The organism is Devosia sp. MC521, assembly GCF_014127105.1.
Classification (GTDB): Bacteria; Pseudomonadota; Alphaproteobacteria; order Rhizobiales; family Devosiaceae; genus Devosia.
In genome coordinates, this window is sequence record NZ_CP059902.1 from 3,609,666 (window position 1) to 3,627,607 (window position 17,942).

General features: G+C 57.4%; 17 protein-coding genes. 8 read left to right on the plus strand and 9 right to left on the minus strand.

Annotated features, from left to right (window positions below; translation table 11 throughout):
- Positions 1 to 41: 41 nt before the first annotated feature.
- The 3 genes from dnaJ to H4N61_RS17450 all read right to left on the minus strand — a co-directional run bounded on the left by dnaJ (position 42) and on the right by H4N61_RS17450 (position 3,987).
- Positions 42 to 1,172, minus strand: coding sequence for a molecular chaperone DnaJ (gene dnaJ, locus H4N61_RS17440; RefSeq protein ID WP_182394566.1), 1,131 nt, complete (start codon positions 1,170 to 1,172; stop codon positions 42 to 44).
- A 347-nt stretch (positions 1,173 to 1,519) separates the two neighbouring features.
- Positions 1,520 to 3,427: a molecular chaperone DnaK gene (gene dnaK, locus H4N61_RS17445; RefSeq protein ID WP_182394567.1), complete on the minus strand. Its 1,908-nt coding sequence runs from the start codon at positions 3,425 to 3,427 to the stop codon at positions 1,520 to 1,522.
- Positions 3,428 to 3,654: 227 nt separating this feature from the next.
- Positions 3,655 to 3,987, minus strand: a complete 333-nt coding sequence (locus tag H4N61_RS17450; protein WP_182394568.1) for a hypothetical protein — start codon at positions 3,985 to 3,987, stop codon at positions 3,655 to 3,657.
- Between the two features lie 112 nt (positions 3,988 to 4,099).
- Here H4N61_RS17450 and pabB point away from each other — a divergent pair, with 112 nt between their 5' ends.
- Both pabB and pncA read left to right on the plus strand, forming a co-directional pair.
- Positions 4,100 to 5,875, plus strand: coding sequence for an aminodeoxychorismate synthase component I (gene pabB, locus H4N61_RS17455; protein WP_182394569.1), 1,776 nt, complete (start codon positions 4,100 to 4,102; stop codon positions 5,873 to 5,875).
- The gene (gene pncA, locus H4N61_RS17460) at positions 5,872 to 6,507 is read left to right on the plus strand and encodes a bifunctional nicotinamidase/pyrazinamidase (RefSeq protein WP_182394570.1); all 636 of its coding nucleotides are present in this window, start codon (positions 5,872 to 5,874) and stop codon (positions 6,505 to 6,507) included. Before pabB ends, pncA begins: the two co-directional genes overlap by 4 nt.
- Before the next feature lie 23 nt (positions 6,508 to 6,530).
- Here pncA and H4N61_RS17465 read toward each other — a convergent pair whose 3' ends face one another.
- The 3 genes from H4N61_RS17465 to hrcA all read right to left on the minus strand — a co-directional run bounded on the left by H4N61_RS17465 (position 6,531) and on the right by hrcA (position 8,564).
- On the minus strand, positions 6,531 to 6,749 hold the full coding sequence (locus H4N61_RS17465; RefSeq protein WP_169194421.1) for a DUF6500 family protein: 219 nt from the start codon (positions 6,747 to 6,749) through the stop codon (positions 6,531 to 6,533).
- A 71-nt stretch (positions 6,750 to 6,820) separates the two neighbouring features.
- Complete coding sequence (gene grpE, locus H4N61_RS17470) at positions 6,821 to 7,405, minus strand: nucleotide exchange factor GrpE (protein WP_169194420.1); 585 nt, start codon at positions 7,403 to 7,405, stop codon at positions 6,821 to 6,823.
- Positions 7,406 to 7,478: 73 nt separating this feature from the next.
- The gene (hrcA, locus tag H4N61_RS17475; RefSeq protein ID WP_169194419.1) at positions 7,479 to 8,564 is read right to left on the minus strand and encodes a heat-inducible transcriptional repressor HrcA; all 1,086 of its coding nucleotides are present in this window, start codon (positions 8,562 to 8,564) and stop codon (positions 7,479 to 7,481) included.
- A gap of 139 nt (positions 8,565 to 8,703) precedes the next feature.
- Here hrcA and rph point away from each other — a divergent pair, with 139 nt between their 5' ends.
- The 6 genes from rph (at position 8,704) to H4N61_RS17510 (ending at position 14,372) form a co-directional block, all read left to right on the plus strand.
- Positions 8,704 to 9,420, plus strand: a complete 717-nt coding sequence (rph, locus tag H4N61_RS17480) for a ribonuclease PH (protein WP_169194418.1) — start codon at positions 8,704 to 8,706, stop codon at positions 9,418 to 9,420.
- 151 nt (positions 9,421 to 9,571) lie between these two features.
- Positions 9,572 to 10,216 carry a non-canonical purine NTP pyrophosphatase gene (locus H4N61_RS17485; RefSeq protein WP_169194417.1) on the plus strand — a complete coding sequence of 215 codons (645 nt, stop codon included), beginning with the start codon at positions 9,572 to 9,574 and terminating at the stop codon, positions 10,214 to 10,216.
- 81 nt (positions 10,217 to 10,297) lie between these two features.
- Positions 10,298 to 11,449, plus strand: a complete 1,152-nt coding sequence (hemW, locus tag H4N61_RS17490) for a radical SAM family heme chaperone HemW (RefSeq protein WP_169194416.1) — start codon at positions 10,298 to 10,300, stop codon at positions 11,447 to 11,449.
- A 71-nt stretch (positions 11,450 to 11,520) separates the two neighbouring features.
- Positions 11,521 to 12,411: a 16S rRNA (cytidine(1402)-2'-O)-methyltransferase gene (gene rsmI / locus H4N61_RS17495; RefSeq protein WP_169194415.1), complete on the plus strand. Its 891-nt coding sequence runs from the start codon at positions 11,521 to 11,523 to the stop codon at positions 12,409 to 12,411.
- A 356-nt stretch (positions 12,412 to 12,767) separates the two neighbouring features.
- A complete protein-coding gene (gshB, locus tag H4N61_RS17505) occupies positions 12,768 to 13,709 on the plus strand; it encodes a glutathione synthase (RefSeq protein ID WP_169194413.1) in 942 nt (313 codons plus the stop codon).
- 27 nt (positions 13,710 to 13,736) lie between these two features.
- On the plus strand, positions 13,737 to 14,372 hold the full coding sequence (locus H4N61_RS17510) for a MarC family protein (protein ID WP_169194412.1): 636 nt from the start codon (positions 13,737 to 13,739) through the stop codon (positions 14,370 to 14,372).
- 53 nt (positions 14,373 to 14,425) lie between these two features.
- On the opposite strand, the gene H4N61_RS17515 is transcribed toward H4N61_RS17510, so the two are convergent.
- The 3 genes from H4N61_RS17515 to galE form a co-directional block, all read right to left on the minus strand.
- Entirely contained in the window at positions 14,426 to 15,595 is a 1,170-nt protein-coding gene (locus tag H4N61_RS17515) for a DUF459 domain-containing protein (RefSeq protein ID WP_182394572.1), read from the minus strand.
- Between the two features lie 70 nt (positions 15,596 to 15,665).
- Positions 15,666 to 16,850, minus strand: a complete 1,185-nt coding sequence (locus tag H4N61_RS17520) for a lytic murein transglycosylase (protein ID WP_182394573.1) — start codon at positions 16,848 to 16,850, stop codon at positions 15,666 to 15,668.
- Between the two features lie 12 nt (positions 16,851 to 16,862).
- Positions 16,863 to 17,849, minus strand: coding sequence for a UDP-glucose 4-epimerase GalE (gene galE / locus H4N61_RS17525; RefSeq protein WP_169194409.1), 987 nt, complete (start codon positions 17,847 to 17,849; stop codon positions 16,863 to 16,865).
- Positions 17,850 to 17,942: the final 93 nt, after the last annotated feature.

Genomic DNA, 17,942 nt, shown 5'->3' on the forward strand with positions numbered 1-17,942 from the left:
ACAAAAAAGGCGACCCGTGGGCCGCCTTTCGTTTTAGACGCTTAAGCGTCGAACATTTTCTTGAGCTTGTCGAAGAAGCCACCCGAGGTTGGGCTGGTGTCGCTGGTTTCGAGCTTGGCAAATTCTTCCAAGAGCTCGCGCTGGCGCTTGGACAGGTTCTGCGGCGTCTCAATGTCGAGCTGCACGTAGAGATCACCAACATCCTTGCTGCGCAGAACCGGCATGCCCTTGCCCTTAAGGCGAACCCGCTGGCCCGGCTGCGTGCCTGTGGGCACCTTTACCTTGGCGCGGCTATTATCGAGGGTCGGCACTTCGAACTCGCCGCCCAGCGCTGCTGTGGTCATTGAGATCGGGATACGGGCGTAAAGATCGGCACCATCGCGCTGGAACAGATCATGCGGACGGGTGGAGACGAAGATATAGAGGTCGCCCGGAGGACCACCGCGGACCCCAGCTTCACCTTCATTGGCGAGGCGAATGCGAGTGCCGTCCTCAATACCCTTTGGAATATCGACCGAAAGCTTGCGGCTCTGCTGGCGACGGCCCTGACCACCGCAATCGGTGCACGGCTGGTCCATCATCTCGCCACGGCCGCTACACACTGGGCAGGTGCGTTCGATGGTGAAAAAGCCCTGCGCCGCACGTACCTTGCCATGGCCATTACACTGGCGGCAGGTGTGGGTGCCGGTGCCAGGCTTAGCGCCCGAACCATCGCAGGTGTCGCAGCCAGCAAGCGTTGGCACGTCGATTTCAACCGTGCGACCCTCAAAGCTTTCTTCAAGCGAGATCTCGAGATTGTAGCGCAGATCCGAGCCGCGTGTTTTGGCCGAACCGCCGCCACCGCGACGACCGCCGCCCATGAAGTCACCGAAGATGTCTTCAAAAATATCGGACATGGAGGAGTTGAACTCCGGACCAAATCCGCCACCGCCACGGCCACCGCCGTTTTCAAACGCGGCATGACCAAAACGGTCATAGGCCGAACGCTTCTGCGGGTCCTTTAGCGTGTCATAGGCTTCGTTGATTTCTTTGAACTTGGCTTCAGCCTCTGCGTTGCCCGGATTGCGGTCCGGGTGGAATTGCATGGCGAGCTTGCGATAAGCGCTCTTGAGGGCGGCATCATCGGCACCCTTTTGTGCGCCGAGCACCTCGTAGAAGTCGCGTTTGGCCAAGGTAGTCTATCTCCTGGATCGCGCCGGTCATGGTCGTCGCGCTGGACTTGAAACTGAAACAGCCGGTGTCATCCCGGCGAGTACTGCCGATATGGGCAGTTGTATGCGTCTTAGCAAGGGGTAAGGCTGCGATCAACCGGCGCAGGCTTTTGTCTTTTTGTCCAAAACGGATTCACGTGAAACTATAGCGATGGCCTGTGCGAGCACCCGTCGCCCAAAATGGCTTGGGATCTGCGGTAGGCAGGTCCTGAAGCCGAGCGCGCTGATGTGGGCAGCGGGCCAAAACCCCAAAACAAAAAAGGCCCGGTGTTGCCACCGAGCCTTCAAAAACGCCGTCGAAGTTATTCTTACTTCTTGGTGTCGCTGTCGTTTACTTCTTCGAAGTCGGCATCGAGGATGTCGTCATCGTTGTCGTCAGCAGTACCAGCGGCCTTGGCTTCAGCTTCAGCCTGCGAAGCCTTGTACATGGCTTCGCCCAGCTTCATGGATGCTTCTGCCAGAGCATTGGTCTTTTCCTTGATCAGTTCTGCGTCGTCGCCGTCGATGACAGCGCGCAGATCGGTGATCGCGGTTTCGATCGCGGTCTTGTCAGCAGCAGGAACCTTGTCGCCGTAGTCCTTGAGGGACTTTTCGGTCGAGTGGATGAGCGATTCACCCTGGTTCTTGGCTTCAACCGATTCGCGCTTGCGCTTGTCGGCTTCGGCATTGGCTTCTGCGTCCTTGACCATCTGCTCGATGTCAGCGTCCGAAAGACCACCCGATGCCTGAATACGGATCTGGTGTTCCTTGCCAGTGCCCTTGTCCTTAGCGGACACGTTCACAATGCCGTTGGCGTCGATGTCGAAGGTCACTTCGATCTGCGGAACGCCACGCGGTGCTGGTGGGATACCGGCGAGGTCAAAGTTGCCCAAGAGCTTGTTGTCTGCAGCCATTTCGCGTTCACCCTGGAACACGCGGATGGTCACAGCCGACTGATTGTCTTCGGCGGTCGAGAAGGTCTGGCTCTTCTTGGTCGGGATGGTGGTGTTACGGTCGATAAGACGGGTAAACACGCCACCCAGAGTTTCAATGCCGAGCGAGAGCGGGGTCACGTCGAGCAGCAGAACGTCCTTAACGTCGCCCTGCAGAACGCCGCCCTGAATTGCTGCGCCAAGGGCAACAACTTCGTCAGGGTTTACGCCCTTGTGTGGTTCCTTGCCGAACAGCTGCTTTACAGCTTCCTGGACCTTAGGCATGCGGCTCATACCGCCAACGAGAACGACTTCGTCGATCTGCGAAGCGGTCAGACCCGCGTCCTTCATCGCCTTCTTGCATGGCTCGATGGTGCGCAGGATGAGGTCTTCAACCAGCGTTTCGAGCTTGGAGCGCGAGAGCTTGAGGGTCAGGTGCTTTGGACCGGAAGCGTCTGCAGTGATGAACGGCAGGTTGATTTCGGTCTGAGTGGCGCTCGAAAGTTCGATCTTTGCCTTTTCAGCAGCTTCCTTTAGGCGCTGCAGAGCAAGCTTGTCGGAACGCAGATCGATCCCCTGTTCCTTCTTGAACTCGTCAGCGAGGTAGTCGACCAGACGCATGTCAAAGTCTTCACCGCCGAGGAAGGTGTCGCCATTGGTCGACTTCACTTCGAAGACGCCATCGCCGATTTCGAGGATCGACACGTCGAAGGTACCGCCGCCAAGGTCATAGACCGCGATGGTGCCGGAATTCTTCTTGTCGAGGCCGTATGCAAGCGCAGCTGCAGTCGGCTCGTTGATGATGCGCAGAACTTCAAGGCCGGCAATCTTGCCTGCGTCCTTGGTGGCCTGGCGCTGGCTGTCGTTGAAGTAAGCCGGAACGGTGATGACTGCCTGAGTGACGGTCTCGCCGAGGTAAGCCTCAGCGGTTTCCTTCATCTTCTGCAGGATCATGGCCGAAACCTGGCTTGGGGAGTACTGCTCACCCGAAGCTTCAACCCATGCGTCGCCATTGCTTGCGCGTGCGATCTTGAACGGAACCAGACCCTTGTCCTTTTCGACCATCTTGTCGTCGAAACGACGGCCGATCAGGCGCTTTACAGCGAACAGGGTGTTTTCTGGGTTGGTAACGGCCTGGCGCTTAGCCGGCTGACCGACCAGACGTTCGCCGTCCTTGGAAAACGCAACCATAGATGGCGTGGTGCGTGCGCCTTCTGCGTTCTCGATAACCTTCGGGTTGCTGCCGTCCATGACGGCGACGCAGCTGTTGGTCGTACCGAGGTCGATGCCGATAACTTTAGCCATTCTCTAGCCTCTCTTTCAGCGAACCCGCCGTGAAGTCCTTTGCAACGAAAGCAACTTCTGGCCCTTCGGGGCCGGGGTCCCTCGTAGGTTCTGGATCAGTGCCCCGTTCGGGGCCTAGGGCCGTATATAGGGGGGTGTGGCGAGGGCTTCAAGCGCGGGGGCGTTATGATTTTCGTCCCCGCACAATCAGTGGAAGACCCGGTGGATTACTCGGGTCCTTTTACCGCTTAGTCTTGGAGCGTGTAGCTTGCCAGCGAACAGATATCGACTTCGTTGACGATCAGCTCTTCCTCTTCGGCGCCAACAAACTTGAAGTCATAAAGGCACTGGTCCGAACCATCACCGATGGTGGCGGTGGCTTCGAAGCCAGCTTCGAGCACCCCGAGGTTTTCGAGAAGGTCTTCACCCCAAGAGTCTTCATTGGACGGGGTGGTGTAGAAATAATGCAGGTCAATGGAGCTGTTGTTGATGATTTGGAACTCAACAGTTTCTGCCATTGCAGGGATAGCAGCGGCCAGGAGTGCGACAGCACCAATGGCGGCTAAGATATTCTTGGCCATATAAAACTCTCCGGAAAATAGACATGAAAAATCGCGTCGTCTTTTGCCATTTTCGCAAAACGGTGCCAAGGGGGGCAGTATCGGACGGCCGAGAAATCTTTTAGAAGGCGTCATGATTTCAAAAGGCACAGTGCTGTTGCAGGACAGCGCTCACGCAGACAGTAAGAGCCTTTTATTTTCAGCGCCCTACCGCGTGCTGAGCGCCCATAGCTATGATCAGGCGCTATTGGTTATGGCGGAGATGGTCGAGCTGCAGGCGCAGGGCCTCTGGCTGGCCGGCTATTTTGCCTATGAAATGGGTTATGGCTTTGAGGAGCGTTTGCGCGGCTTTTTGCCTGCGCATTCTGCGTCCCCGCTGCTCTGGTTTGGCGTGTATGACGCCCCGAAATATCTTACACAAGAATCCGTCAACGCGCTTTTATCAGCAGCGCCTGTGGGCGCAGCCGAACGTTTGGCCCCTCGAACCGATTTTCAGACCTACAAATCAGCATTCGATCGGGTAAAAAATTATATCGAGGCGGGCGACGTGTATCAGATCAACCTCACCCTCAAGGCCGAGTTCGATTTGGTTGGTGATAGTCTCGGGTTCTATCGCAGCCTTGTGCAAAGCCAGCCCACCGCCTTTGGCGCTTATATCGATGCGGGTGACCACAAAATTCTCTCGGCCTCACCGGAGCTGTTCATCTCGGCAAAAGATGGCGCGCTCAGCGCGCGGCCGATGAAGGGGACTTTAAAACGCTCACCCCGCGCCGCTGACGACGCGGCCTATCGCGCTCGCTTGCAGAGCGACGAGAAAAACCGCGCCGAAAATCTCATGATCGTTGATCTCTTGCGCAATGATATGGCGCGGATTTCTGAGATCGGCTCGGTGCGGGTGACAGACCTTTTTACGGTGGAGACTTATCGCACGCTGCACACAATGACTTCGGGCATTGTTTCTCGCCTACTTCCAGAGATGACCGCCATTGGTGCTGTCGAAAATCTCTTTCCATGCGGCTCTATCACCGGAGCCCCAAAATTGCGGGCGATGGAAATTATCCATGAGGTCGAGGATGGCGCGCGGGGCGTTTATACGGGCTCTATCGGCTTTATCGCGCCAAATGGCGATTTCAGTTTCAACGTCGCCATCCGCACCGCCGTTATTGACGCAGCGGGTAAGGGCGAGATCGGCGTTGGTGGGGGCATTGTTGCCGACAGTGTTGCCGAAGACGAATATCAGGAGGCTTTGCTCAAATTGCAGTTTCTGGCCGACCCGGCCCAACCGGTGACCCTTATCGAAACTTTTAAGTGGAGCGCGGAAGAAGGCTTCGTGCTGCGACAGCGCCATGTTGAGCGTCTGCTTGCCTCGGCTGAATATTTTGGCTTGCCGGTAGAAGCCGATGCGATTGAAACATTCCTCGACGATAACGCCAGCGCTTGGACGCAGCCCATGCGGGTTCGTCTCACTCATTCTGCAGCTGGGCTCGATTTGACAGCGGTGGTTCTACCTCCGAGCCCAAGTCTCTTCCGCTTCGATATCGCCAGCGAAGTCCTGCAATCCTCATCGGTGTGGGTCGCGCACAAAACCACCAATCGCTCCTTTTATGATGAACCGAAAAAGCGCGCCCATGATGAGCGTGGCTTGGATGAATTGGTTTTCACCAATGAGCGCGGCGAACTGACCGAGGGCTCTTTTACCAATCTATTCATCGAGCGGGATGGTCGGCTGCTGACCCCTGCCGTGAGCTCCGGCTTGTTGCCGGGAACATTGCGGGCAGAAGTTTTGGCGAGCGGGAAGGCGGAAGAAGCCATCCTGACCCTTGCCGATCTCGAAACGGCTGATGCAATCTATCTCGGCAATTCCGTGCGCGGTCTTATCCGTGCTGAGTGGGTAAGGGGCAAGGCATGAGCTTTGAAATCAAATCCGACGACGTTCTGGTCGTTGTCGATGTGCAATATGATTTTCTGCCCGGTGGCAGTCTCGCCGTTGCCGATGGTGATGCGATCATTCCAGTGGTCAACGCCTTGGCCAAGAAGTTTGCCAATGTCGTGCTGACCCAAGACTGGCACCCTGCCGATCATGTCTCCTTTGCCAGCCAGCATGCGGGCAAGGCGCCATTTGAAACGGTAGAGCTGGATTATGGAACACAGGTCTTGTGGCCGAACCACTGCGTATGGGGCACGCGCGGCGCCGAAATTTCGGCTGATCTCGACATCCCACACGCGCAAATGATTATCCGCAAAGGCTTTAATCGCGCCATCGATAGCTATTCGGGCTTTCAAGAAGCGGATCGCACAAGCCTGACAGGGTTGGCGAGCTATCTTGGCGAGCGCAATTTGAGCCGGGTCTTCGTGGTTGGCCTCGCCACCGATTTTTGTGTGGCCTGGACAGCTATTGATTCTGCCGCTGGCGGGTTTGAGACTTTTGTCATTGAAGACGCCACCCGCGCCATCGATGCCAACGGTTCGCTCGAAAAGGCTTGGGCTGATTTGGAAGAAGCGGGCGTGACGCGGATCACGTCGGCCGAGCTAATCAGCTAAGGATTCACGTGAAACTAAGCTGATTATCGTTCGGCAATGAGCATCGCCTTGATCGTGGTCGCTTTGACAAAATGATCAAGGCGGTGGGTTTTTATCCACCACGTAGCCATTTCCATCAGCAGATCAGGCGTGTCATTGCGGTTGGCGAAAAACGCATAAAACGAGAGGCCAACGCCCTCCCCCTTTTGTGCGATTTTGGCGGTACACACCGCGATGGCTTTTTCACGCAGTGCGGGTGTCATTTATTTTCCGTCCGCTTGAGGCATAAAAAAGGGCACCGGATGGCGCCCTTTCAAGTGTGAAGGCAGAGCGCTTAAGCGTTCTTGTCGATCGCGTCGCCTGCTTCAGCCGCTGGACCGCCCTTGGCAACACCAACCATGGCTGGGCGCAGAACGCGCTCGCCAATGGCAAAGCCTTCCTGAACGACCTGCACAATCGTGCCTTCTGGAACGGCCGGGTTCGGCACTTCGAACATCGCCTGGTGCTTATGCGGATCGAACTTCTGGCCAGCGGCTTCAATCGGCTTGACGCCATGCTTGGCAAGAAGACGGTTGGTTTCGCGTTCAGCCAGCTCAATGCCTTCGATCAGGCTCTTGAGTGAACCTTCAGCGCTCTCACGGACATCGGCTGGGATGACCAGCAGCGCGCGCGACAGCGCGTCGGTGGCGCTCAGCATATCGCGAGCAAATCCAGCGATGGCGTAGGTGCGGGTGTCAGCGACTTCGCGCTCCGTGCGCTTACGCAGGTTTTCCATTTCCGCAATGGTACGCAGAACGCGGTCCTTGAGGTCGGCGTTTTCCGCCTGCAATGCCTCAACGGGATCGACTTCTGGAGCGGTTTCGGTGGTCGGGATCTCGACTTCCGGATTTTCGCCCTGGGCGGCGTTTTCGTCGCTCATTGTGTCTTCTTCCGTTCGTTAAAACTTTCTGTCCCGCATATCGGTCAAGCGAGACGGTAATTCAAGCTCTCACTCACCGTGCTGCGCGCTTACGCGCAATCATCGCGGAAATGACGTTAGCCGTGTAGTCCACAACGGGGACAATGCGTGCATAGTTCAATCGCGTTGGCCCGATAACGCCTAAGACGCCAACGATCCGATCATTGGCATCCTTATAGGGCGAGAGAATCACCGAAGAGCCGGAGAGGGAGAAGAGCTTATTCTCTGAGCCGATGAAAATACGGACACCCTGCCCGCGCTCCGCATCGCCCAAGAGATCGAGCAATCCATCCTTGCTTTCCAGCTCATCGAACAACTGCCGCATCCGTGCCAACTCGTCGCTGGCCATGGTGTCATTGATGAGATTGGCGCGGCCGCGAACGATCACCGTGGGAGCATTGCCCGACGCAGGGGTGGACAGGGTCGCAATGCCAGCGTCGACGAGTTTTTGGGTGAGCTCGTCCAATTCGGCGCGTTGTTCATCGCGTCGCTCATTGAGCAGTTTTTTGGCTTCCGCCAAAGTGCGCCCGACAATGTAATTGGAGAGGTAATTGCCCGCCTGCTGCAAGGAGCTCGCGGCGTAGCCGGGTGGAAGATCGAGGATGCGGTTTTCCACCTGCCCATCTTCGCCAACCATGATGGCCATGGCCCGTGAATTATCGAGGCGCACAAATTCGATATGCCTCAGCACCATATCGGCCTTGGTGGCAATAACTACGCCAGCGCCGTGGCTAAGGCCGGAGAGGAGGGAGGAGGCTTCCGTCAGCATGTCCTCGACCTGCCCGCGCCCGGCCGTGTGTTCCATCTGACGGGCTATCCGGCCGCGCTCATCCTCATCCACCGCGCCCACTTCAAGCATGGAGTCGACGAAAAAGCGCAGGCCTTGCTGGGTCGGCGCACGGCCAGCGGAGGTGTGTGGCGCCGCAATAAGACCTAGGTCTTCAAGGTCTGCCATCACATTTCTGACAGAAGCGGGGGAAAGCTCCACCTGCAAAAGTCGGCTAAGATCACGCGATCCCACGGGCACACCGGTGTCGAGATAGCGCTCGACGAGGGTCCGAAAAATCTCCTGGGAGCGCGTGTTGAGCACGCTAAGGAAGTCTTCTGCCGGTCTGGTCATGGCTTTTATGCTAAATCTTTCGCTTTAACCCTGTACTCTCATTTAAGCTCTTCCTCCCCAAGCGCCAAGCTGCCGCAGCTTGTGAGTGGGGCCGTTGGAGGTTAAGAGGCGGTTAACACCATTTTCTAGCGGACAAAATATGCGCCCCTCCGGTCGACAGCCTTCAGATATGCGTACGGTGACCTTTGAACGTAAGGTCTCCATGAAAGCAGAAGGCTCGTGCCTTGTAACCTTCGGCAACACCAAAGTTTTGTGCACTGCTTCGGTTGAAACCAGCGTTCCGGGTTGGCTGCGTGGCAAGGGTCAGGGCTGGGTCACAGCTGAATACGGCATGCTGCCCCGCGCCACCGGTTCGCGCAATCGTCGTGAAGCCACAGCCGGCAAGCAGACAGGCCGCACCCAAGAAATTCAGCGTCTCATCGGTCGCTCGCTCCGCGCTGTTGTAGATTTGGCAGCGCTCGGCGAAGCTCAGATCACTCTCGATTGTGACGTGCTTGAAGCCGATGGCGGCACCCGTACCGCAGCCATCTCGGGCGCTTATGTGGCACTGGTTGATGCCATCGCCTGGATGGAAGAGCGCAAGCTGACCAAGGGCAAGGTTCTCAAGGACAGTATCGCAGCGGTTTCTTGCGGCATTTATCGCGGCACCCCGGTTCTCGATCTCGACTATCTCGAAGACGTCGAAGCGGAAACGGATGCCAACTTCGTCATGACCGGTTCGGGCAAGTTTGTCGAAATTCAGGGCACTGCTGAAGGCGCTCCGTTCGACCGCTCGGAGCTGGAAGCCCTTATGGGTCTGGCCGAAAAGGGCATTACCGAACTTTCCGCGCAGCAGCGCGCAGTTCTGGGTCAATAATGCACTGGTTGCGGAAGAAGCTACCGTTTCGTCTTGCTGACCGTCCTGCTCGCCCTGAGCAGGCGGCGCGGCCCAATGGCGAACGCCATTTTTCCGCTCACAATTCTCGCGTATGGAATGACATCGTCCGCGCACTCGAAGGTACAAAGAAATGACCATCCCTCGTCTTCGCCCCGGTGATCGTCTTTGCATCGCGACCCATAACGCGGGCAAGCTCAAAGAATTCCGCGAATTGTTTGAGCCCTTTGGTTTGGTTCTGGTGTCGGCGGGCGATTTGGGCCTGCCGGAGCCAGAAGAAACCGGCACCACCTTTGCCGAAAACGCGCGCACCAAGGCTCATGCTGCGGCGACGGGCGCCAATATGTTGGCTCTGTCCGACGACAGCGGCCTTTGCGTCGACGCGCTCAATGGCGATCCGGGTGTTTACACCGCCGATTGGGCTGGTGTGCCGCGCGACTTCAATCGCGCCATGAAGCGCGTGGAAGATGCCTTGCAGGCCGCAGGCGCAGGCTCTCCCGGCCAGCGTCGCGGCTCGTTTAATGCCACGCTTTGCCTTGCCCATCCCGATGGCCGCGATATGCTTTTTGTTGGCAAGTGCGAAGGGACGCTGATCTGGCCGCCACGCGGCGATGTCGGTCATGGCTATGACCCGATGTTCATGCCTGATGGCCATGACATCACTTTTGGTGAAATGGCGCCTGAGGTGAAGCATTCTTGGTCGCCCGGTCAAACTGGTCTTTCCCATCGTGCGCGGGCCTTTGCCCAATTCGTTGAGAACCAGATAGAGCATGCCTAGTCAGACCAATGTCTGGGCAGTAACAATTCTTCTGTCCCCGATGGGCGGGGCGGATCGGTGCATTATGCGAGGCGTTCGACCATGAACGGGAATGATCTCTTCGGCATTTATGTGCACTGGCCTTTCTGTGCCTCCAAATGCCCCTACTGCGATTTCAACTCGCATGTGCATCGCGGCCCGTTTGACGAAGATGCCTTCGTTGAAGGCTATAAGCGTGAGATCGCCCATATGGGTTCGCTCACGCCCGGCCGTCTAGTGCAGTCGATTTTCTTTGGCGGTGGCACGCCTTCGCTGATGTCGCCAAAGGCCGTTGGCACGATTTTGGATGCCATCTCCAATGAGTGGCAAATCGACAGCAATGCCGAAATCACCCTGGAGGCCAACCCAACCAGTGTTGAGGTGGATCGCTTCCGCGGCTTCCGCATGGCTGGCGTTAATCGCGTGTCGCTCGGTGTGCAGTCGCTGCGCCCTGGTCCGCTGGCCGAATTGGGCCGTCGCCACTCTGTCGAAGAAGCCATTGCTGCCGTGCGTATCGCGCAGTCGATCTTTGATCGATCGAGTTTTGATCTGATCTACGCGCGTCCCAAGCAGACGCTTGAAGATTGGGAAGATGAGCTCAAGGAAGCCATCTGGCTGGCCGATGGTCACTTGAGCCTTTACCAGCTCACCATTGAGCAGGGTACGCGCTACTACGATCTCTATAATGCCGGTAAGCTCATCATGCCGAACGAAGATCTCGGCGCGGATTTTTATGAGATGACGCAGGAGCTGACGTCGGCTGCTGGCATGCCCGCCTATGAGATTTCCAACCATGCTGTGCCCGGTCAGGAAAGCCGCCATAACATGCTCTATTGGCGTTATGGCGAATATGCTGGCATTGGTCCGGGCGCACATGGTCGCCTCATGGTCAATCATCAGCGCTACGCGACAGCCTGCGAGAAAATGCCATGGCAGTGGCTCGACCTGACGGAAAAACACGGCCACGGCATGGTCACCAATGATGTGCTGAGCTGGGAAGAACAGGGCGACGAATATCTCGTCATGGGGCTGCGTCTTAAGGAAGGCATTTCCCCATCGCGCTTCATGGCTATTTCCGGCCGTGGTCTGGCGGAAAGGCAGATCGAGGTTTTGAAGGGCTATGGCTTCCTCGAAACGCTCCCCAACGGCAATCTGCGCGTCACGGAGAAGGGTTTTCCTGTTCTCGACGCGGTTGTCGCCGATCTCGCAGCGTAAAACCTTTTTGGGTGATGGCGCCCGGCGCCCTCACCTGCTCCAAGTTTTGACTATTCATAAAAGGCGCTGTCATGAGTGAGACCAGCAAGAATTTCTTTATTGCCGGCAGTAGCTTTGACGCGCCGCTCTTGTTGCCTGGGCTTTATGTCGTTGCGACACCCATTGGCAATCTTCGCGATATCACCATTCGTGCGCTTGAAACTTTGGCTGCTGCCGACGCGATCCTCTGCGAGGACACCCGCACCTCGGCAAAGCTGCTTGATCATTTTGGTATCCGCGCCCGCCGCGTCGCCTTTCACGAGCACAATGAGCGCGAGAAGGCAGAAGATATCGCCAACCGCATTAGCGCTGGCGCAGTGATTGCACTCATTTCTGATGCGGGCACCCCCCTGCTCTCCGATCCGGGCTTTCCGCTCATCCGCGTCTTGGCTGAACAGAACCTGCCGGTCTTCCCCATTCCCGGAGCCTCGGCGTTGCTTTCGGCTTTGGTGGTGGCAGGCCTGCCAACCGATGCTTTTGCCTTCCATGGCTTCCTGCCACCCAAGGCCGGTGCGCGTGCCAATGCGCTCGGTCGTCTGAAGGATTCACGTGAAACCTTGGTGTTTTACGAAAGCCCCCGCCGCATCGCAGACACGCTCGCCTCCATGGCGGAAGTGTTTGGCGACCGACAGGCTTCGGTCTCTCTGGAATTGACCAAGCGCTTCGAGCGCACGTTTCGCGGGCCTCTTTCGGAGTTGGCTCAACAGTTCGCTGAAGATGACACCAAGGGCGAAGCTGTTATTGTCGTTTCCGGTGCGAGCGAGCCAACCGCCCCAGCGGCAGAAGATTGGCAGGCAGCACTGACCCAAGCCATGGCCGATGCGCCCCTGCGTGCCGCCGTCGATGACATCGCCGCGCGTTTCAATTTGAAGCGCAAGGAGGTTTACGATGCTGCCCTCGCGATCAAGGCGCAGTCGGAATAAGAGCATTCTGGCCGAAAAATTTGGCCAGCGCAGTGAGGCGCTGGCGGCGCTGTATTTGCGTCTCAAATTCTATCGCATTCGCAATCGCCGCTACAAAACCCCTGTAGGCGAGATCGACATTGTTGCGAAAAGTCCAAAACCTTGGTCTTCATCGAGGTCAAAGCGCGGGCAAAGTTCTCGGATTATCTTGAGGCCAGCGAAGCGGTTAACCGCGAACGCATCACGCGGGCCGCAGAATTTTGGCTCATGCGCCACCCACACGAAGCAGGCCGAGATTGCCGCTTTGACGTAATTTTCCTTGCACCCGGCCGTTTGCCGGTTCATCTCATCAACGCTTTCTAGTGCGAGATTTGCTCATGTCCCTCAAAGTCGCCGTCCAAATGGATCACGTCTCAACCATCAATCCCAAGGGTGACAGCACCTTTGCTATGATGTTGGAGGCGCAATCGCGCGGCCATGAACTGGTGCACTACACCGCCGACACTCTAGCGCTGCGGGACAATGTGCTCAGCGCTTTGGTGCAACCGATCAAGGTCATTGACGCCGATAAGGGTGAGCACTTTGAGCTCGGCGCGGCCAGCCGCATTGATCTGTCGACCCAGGACGTGGTGCTGATGCGCCAAGACCCGCCGTTCGACATGAACTACATCACCATCACCCATATGCTCGAGCGCATTCACCCCAAGACCTTGGTGGTCAATCCGCCAGCGGCGGTGCGCAATGCGCCAGAGAAAATTCTGGTCACCGAATTCCCCGAGCTGATGCCGCCAACGCTGATCACTCGCGATCGCGCTGAAATCGAAGCGTTCCGCGCGGAGCACGGCAATATCATCGTCAAGCCGCTCTACGGCAATGGTGGCGCTGGCGTCTTCCTCATTCAGGAAAACGATCAAAACCTCGCTAGCCTTCTTGAGCTGTTTGAAGACAAATATCGCGAACCCTTCATGATCCAGCGTTACCTGCCGGATGTGCGCAAGGGTGACAAGCGCATTATCATCATCGATGGTGAGCCTGTGATGGGCCTCAACCGCGTGCCGGCAGAGGGCGAAGCGCGCTCCAACATGCATGTTGGCGGTCGTCCGGAACTCTCCCCGCTGACCGAACGTGAGTTGGAAATCTGCGCGGCCATTGCGCCAGCGCTGAAGGCTCGCGACATGATCTTCGTTGGCATTGACGTCATCGGCGGCTATCTCACCGAGATCAATGTCACCTCGCCCACCGGCCTGCGTGAAATCAAGCGCTTTGGTGGCCCCGATATTACGGCCATGATCTGGGACGCAATCGAAAAGCGTCGCTAAGCGTTTTTGTGAAGGGGGCGAAGGCTCATGGATGTTTTTCTGGTCGCTTTCGTCACCCTCTTCGCAACCGTGGGTGTCGCCGACATTCCCTTTATCTTTGCGGCGCTGACCAAGGATAACACGCCTGCGGAACGCAGGATTTTTGCCACGCGCGGTGTGCTCATCGCGCTGGGCATTCTTTTGTGCTTTGCCTTTCTCGGCAATTCCATTCTCGAAGTCTTCGGCATCACCATTCCGGCGCTGCGCACGGCAGGTGGCATTCTGCTGCTGTTGATTGCGATCGACATGGTGTTTGCTCGCCATTCCGGCGCGACGGGCACCACCTCCGAAGAAGAAAACGAAGCCCGTCAGTCCAACGACATTTCGGTGTTCCCTCTGGCGATGCCGCTGTTGAGCGGTCCTGGGGCTATTAGTGCCGTCATCCTGCTGACGACCGGGGCCGACAATCGCTTGGCGTTCTGGATGGTTGTTGCGGCTATCGTCGCCATTATGCTGGCGGCCTGGCTCACCTTGCTGGTCGCTATCCCGATCCAGCGCCTGCTCGGTATCACTGGGCTGGCAGTGGTCACTCGTGTGGTCGGGGTGCTTTTGGCAGCCCTTGCCGTGCAGTTTATCTTCGATGGCGTGCGCACCAGCGGACTATTGGGTGTGGTCGCTAGCTAACCCCACTCCTTGAACGCTGGTCGTGGTGCACGTGACGCATCATGACCAGCGCCTTAGAGCGCTTCTGTCTCACTGCGCGCCCGCTCGGCTGGATCATAGCCCAAGCCAAAGTCATCCACGCGGCCGTGAGGAGCATCCATCAGCTGCTCGAGCGTGAAGGCTGGTGCCGTGTGTGTAGCGCTCAGGTCCATCAAACTGTTGGCGCGCTGGGCTAGGCGCCCAAGCGGGAGCACGGGGCCGGCAACTTCCAGCAACCGGATTTGCCCTAGGCCCTGATAGGGCGGGCGCTGCATTAAGGCGGCATCTGTGCCAGCGAGCGGATCAACGGCCGCAAGGGTAATGGTACCACCGCGATAAAACACGCTGAGACTTTGGCTGACGTAAAACGCGATCTTGTCGGCGCCCGCATTGGCAAAGTGAATGCCATCGTCTTTGCGCATGCGTGCGTTCTGCCCGTTTAGATCCGGCCCGAACGCGGTGTAGCGGCCATCCTCGCTCAAGAAGCGGTCAAAAATATCGATGAACTCTGCGCCGCCAGAGAATGCCGCCATGCGTTGCAGGGCATTGATCTGGGCAATGTCGGCAGAATATTGACTGCGTTCCATAGGCGGCAAACCTAACCAGAGAACAGGTTTGCGGGCGCTCCTGAGCTGGCTCAGAAACTGATTTAACTGCGCCTGATAGCTGGCCGACCAGTTTGGTGAGAGAACAATGTTGTCGGATGCAGCCCCGGGAAACTCTTGGCGATCGTTGACGCCAATGCTGATAACGGCGACGTCGAAGCTATTTTCGGCAATAGCGCTGCCGATCTTTGCGCCCCAATCAAAGAAATCCGCCCGCACAAACCCTGAAGCGCTGACGCCTTCATCAAGGACCACAAGGTTTGGATCTTCTGCGTAGTGGCGTTCGAGCGCCTTTGCCAAATCAATGGCCAGGCTGTCGCCGAATACGGCCAAGCGCGTCGCGTCTACGCTTTTGACGACCACTGGCTTGGGCGGTGGCGGCGGCGGGGTTGGCGCGGCTTGCCGGCGTGGCTGTGTTCGTTGGACCGGCGCCGGCGCAGCGGGCTCCTCACCAAACAACAGATCAAAAAGCGTGCGGCGGCGCGGTTGTTCCTGCTGGGCAATAACAATCCGCTCGTCCCCGATCACCTGCGCCCACGCGGGTGCGGTGTCGAGCCCGACAATGCTCAAGAGCACTACAAATACGCCTAGCCGCTTCATCGGCCTCTCACTGCAATTTTCGCCGCCAGTTTAGCATAGCCGCTTGGCTCAAGACCATGCGCTTCTTGGCTTAACGCAGTGCCTCATAACTGGCGCGCGTGACAAAGCCGTCGGCGCGTTGGCCTTGTGCTGCCTGAAATCGCGCATAGGCTGCCTGCGTCACCGGCCCGATGCGGCCGTCAACTATGCCGTCATAATAGCCAAGCTCTTTCAGTTTTTGCTGGATGTGCTGGCGCTGGGCGAGATTGGGAAATTGCGTATTGCGTGGCCAGTTCGTGGCAAGATTGCCCCCGCCTTTGAGCCGGTCGGTGAGATGGCCAATGGCCAGGGCATAGCTGTCGGAGAAATTATAGCCTTTGAAGGCAAGGTAATTGGCGGTCAGCAGAAATTTGGGACCCGTATGGCCTGCTGGAATGTAGAGAAAAACCGGCGTTTCGAGCGTTTGAAATTGCCGCCCGGCAACGCGCGCAATGCCGCGTTCGGCAAAGAAGCGGATTGGGCGAAGCTGGTCGCGCGTCGCGAGCAGATAGTCGAACCCTTCCGGCACGTCCACCTCAAAGCCCCAGTCCATACCCGGCTGGTAGCCGAGCGCGCGCAGATAGATCGCGCTGGTGACCAGAGCGTCGGCAAGCGAGTTATGGAGATCGACCTGCCCGTCGCCGTCCCCATCCTTACCATGGGCAAGAACATTGCTGGGGTTCACCTGAAGATGGCCAATCGCCCCGGCCCATGACCCCATCGGCGAAACACCGCCACTGCGCTCGGTCAGTTTGAGCGCCGCGATGAAATCGGCCTTGTCTTCGGCAAAACGAACGCGTCTTTGCCAGACAACTGTTGCGAGCGAACGGACAATGGGGCGGATCAGCTTTGTCTGACTGAGCACAGTGCCATAATCGGTTTCCATCCCCCAGATCGCACCGAGCACATAAGGATCGACGCCTGAGGCCGCTCCCACGCTTTGGAACAGGTCTTTTTGGCGGGCCATAGCCGCCCGGCCCCGTTCAACGCGATTATTGGATATGCGCTGATCGAGATATTCCCAGACCGGCGTGGTGAACTCTGGTTGGCTCGCTACCAGATTGGGCACGTTGGGGTCCGGGGTGAGCCCCCCAGTGGCGCTATCATAGACAGAGGCGCTGACCCCTTGGGCCAGCGCCTCTGCGCGGAATTCACCGATAAACTGCTCAAAGCTCTCCCTCGGTTGGGCGAGTGTGGCGCCGGTACAAATCAACCAGATCACAATCGCCAAACGCATGGGAAAGCTCCTTTAGCGGTTTCGCGTCATCAAGTGACGTTCCCAAGCATACGCTGTTTCGACGATTTCGTTGAGATCGTCGTGTTCTGGCACCCAGCCGAGAAGCTGACGCACTTTTTCACCAGTGGCTGTGATGGACGCCGGGTCGCCCGCACGGCGTGGGCCTTCTTCGGCAACGAAGTCGACGCCGGAAACCTTGCGCACGGTGTCGACGACTTCACGAACGGAATAGCCACGACCATATGCACAGTTCAGGGTTGTGCTTTCGCCACCTGAACGCAGATGCTTGAGCAGCAAGGCATGGGCACTGATCAGGTCGGTAACGTGAATATAGTCCCGAACACAGGTGCCATCCGGTGTTTCGTAGTCGGTGCCGAAAATGTTCATTTTCTCACGCTGACCAAGCGCCGTTTGGCACGCGACCTTGATGAGGTGAGTGGCCTCAGGCGTTGACTGACCCGAACGCTTGCCCGGATCCGCACCAGCAACGTTGAAATAGCGCAGGACGCCATAGGTCATGTCATGCGCATCGGCGACGTCGGCGAGCATCCACTCGGTCATGAGCTTCGAGCGACCATAGGGCGACATCGGGTTGAGCTGTGTATCTTCGACAACCGGTGCAAGCCCGGTCATGCCGTAGACCGCGGCGGTCGAGGAGAAGATGAAGTGTTTCACGCCACCCTTGACCGCAGCCTCAATCAGGCTGCGCGAAGTAGACGTGTTGTTGGCGTAGTATTTTAGGGGATTGGTCACCGATTCCGGCACGACAATAGAGCCGGCGAAGTGAACGATCTCCGTAATGCCATATTTTTCGATCAGCGATATGACGAAAGGAATGTCGTTTGCGTTCCCTTCAACGAACTTCGCCCGAGCATCAATGGCCCAGTCAAAGCCGGTAACAAGATTATCCAAGACCACAACGTCTTCGCCAGCATCAGCGAGATTGAGGACCATGTGGCTGCCGATATAGCCGGCGCCCCCAGTAACCAGAACGGCCATGAAAGCTCTCTCCTATGGCGAAACGCTAGTTTTAAAACTTATCCTGTGGCAGATAGCTGTAAAGTTTTATGCCGACTACCCCTAAGAATTCAT